General features: G+C 63.9%; 1 protein-coding gene. It reads right to left on the bottom strand.

Translation table 11 applies throughout. The features are described from left to right. A partial coding sequence (locus tag ENZ75_RS28340; RefSeq protein WP_206617120.1) for a VCBS domain-containing protein occupies window positions 1-2377 on the bottom strand: 2377 nt, incomplete at its 3' end. Window positions 2378-2521: the final 144 nt, after the last annotated feature.

Genomic DNA, 2521 nt, shown 5'->3' with positions numbered 1-2521 from the left:
CGCCGCCGATGGTGACGCTCTGCACGTCGTCGAGCCCGTCGGCGTCCGACACCGTGAAGGTGCCTGTCGCAACCGTGCTGCCGTCGCCGGCCGCCGAACCCGCCGCCAGACCTGCTTCATAGACCTGGTCATGCGCGCCGGCCGGGTTGCCCTGGTCGACGACGACCTGTGGCACGTCGTTGGTGCCGTTGATGGTGATGGTCAGCGTTGCCGTATCGGTGTCGCCGTCGGCATCCTTCATCGTGTAGTTGAAGGTCTCGGTCAGCGTCTGGCCGGCATCCAGCGCCTGCACCGCCGGATCGGCGTTGTTGAGCGTATAGGTGTAGGTGCCGTCGGGATTGGCCACGAAGGTGCCGTGCGCGCCCGTCGTCGAGCCATCCCAGCTGACGAAGCTCGTCGGCGTGTCGGCGCCCGGCTGGTTGTTGGCATGCAGGTCGTTGGTCAGCACATTGCCGTTGACCGGCGAAAGCGCGTCCTCGCTGATGCTGTTGGTGTCGTTGACCGCATTGGGCACGTCGTCGACGATGTCGATGACGATGGCTGCCGGGGCCGACGACGAGGTGCCGTCAGAGACGGTGAGCGAGAAGCTGTCGGTCTCGGTGACTGCCGGAACGTCCGTGGTCGGGCTGGTCAGCGTGTACTGATAGGCAGCAACGCCGGTTGCCGGGTTGTAGCCGGTGATCAGCAGCGTGCCGTGGTCGCCCTGGAAGACCGAACCGTCAAGGCTGCCAATGGCAACCGTGACGCCGCCGATGGTGACGCTCTGCACGTCGTCGAGCCCGTCGGCGTCCGACACCGTGAAGGTGCCTGTCGCAACCGTGCTGCCGTCGCCGGCCGCCGAACCCGCCGCCAGACCTGCTTCATAGACCTGATCATGCGCGCCGGCCGGGTTGCCCTGGTCAACGACGACCTGCGGCACGTCGTTGGTGCCGTTGATGGTGATCTCGACCGTTGTCGTCGAGGTGTCGCCGTCGCCATCGGTCAGCGTATACGTGAACGTGTCCGTCAGATGCTGGCCGGTGGTCAGCGCCTGGACCGCCGCAGCGCCGTTGTTCAGCGTGTAGCTGTAGTGGCCGTCCGCATCGATCGTGATCGAACCGTAACTGCCCGCCACGGCCGACCCGACATGGCCCGAGGCCGATGTGACCGTGCCTGCCTCGACGCCCGTTACCGTCGCCCCGTCCGCGCCCTTAACGTCGGCGACGCCGTCCGTCACATTCGCGTCCGCGCCGCCGCTGGCCGTGATCACGTTGCCGTCCGCGACCGTCACGCCGTCTTCCGTCACGCTGTCCGTATCGGCAACCGCGGTCGGCACGTCGTCGACGATGGCGACGGCAAAGGTGGTGCTGGCCGAATCGCCGTCGACGTCCGTGACAGTGATGCTGAAATTGTCCGGAACCGTGTCGTTGGGATCGAACCCGTTCGTGTGCTCGGGATGAGTGACCGATTCGGTCACCGTGTAATTGTATTGGATAGCACCCGTGCTCGGATTGTAGGAGACGATCTCCAAATAGCCGAACTGGCCCGGGATCTGCTGGCCGACGCCGGTGACGGCGACACCGTTGATAACGATCGACCCGATTCCATCCGGTGCGTCGATGCTGATCGTTCCGATGCCTGAGGTTTCGGAATTGCTTGGCGCGTCGCTGCCAGGCGATTGTGTCTGGTTGCCATCGAGGCCAGTTTCACTGGCCGCTTCGGTCGGGGCAAGCAGTGACGTGGCCACCACTGAAACCGGCCTGTCGACGATGGACGGGAACAGTTCGCGGCGATCCAGAAGCCCAAACTGCAAGGCGGTCGGCGGCAGCAATGCCGACAGGTCGAACCCGTCGCCGATGCCGCCGGGGGGAACCGAGAAATCACCGCCTGCGCTTGAATTCGAACCGCCGGGGCCGGCCGAGATGGAACCGTCGGCGCCGAAGGCGACATCGACATGGCTGGCTTCCAGCGCCGCCAGCAAGGCAACGCGCGGCACCTCGACGTCGCCGATGATGAAGGTCGGCACGTTCAGGGCGCCGTCCTTGATCACGATCACCGAGCCGTCGGCCTGTTCGAGTACAAGGTTTTGGCCGTCGACCTTGATGTTGTCGATGGAGGCGTTGGCAGGAAGCCTTACCACGTGGCTGGCGTCGGCTACATATTCGTGCGGCGCAGCTGCCGGCAGCGTCTTCGCTTCCGCGGGGGCTTCCGGCTTGACGGGCGCTCCGCCGCCGACATCGACCGGCACCGGTTCGGACGCTGCCGGTGCGGCCTGCTGCGTCGAATTTGCCTGTGCGACCCGGATCTCCGCCGGCGATGCCTGATCGCCGTGTTCACTGGACGCGGAATGCTCGTTCAAGGAACCCGAAAAGCTGTCCAACTCGATATTGTTCGTCATGGCTGAAACCCCTCCGATATTTACCGGATAGAGACAGCGGCCATTTCTACTTTGCAACTGCCCCCTAATCTATTTCATATACTATGATATGCATTGCTCGGCATTTTTTACACGTGGTAAACCGCGACAATATAACCTGATATA

Origin of the sequence: Mesorhizobium sp. M7A.F.Ca.CA.002.04.1.1, assembly GCF_004022805.1 — a bacterium.
GTDB lineage: Bacteria > Pseudomonadota > Alphaproteobacteria > Rhizobiales > Rhizobiaceae > Mesorhizobium > Mesorhizobium ciceri.
Note: the sequence above shows the minus strand (reverse complement) of the source record. Positions and strands in the feature narration are given on the sequence as shown.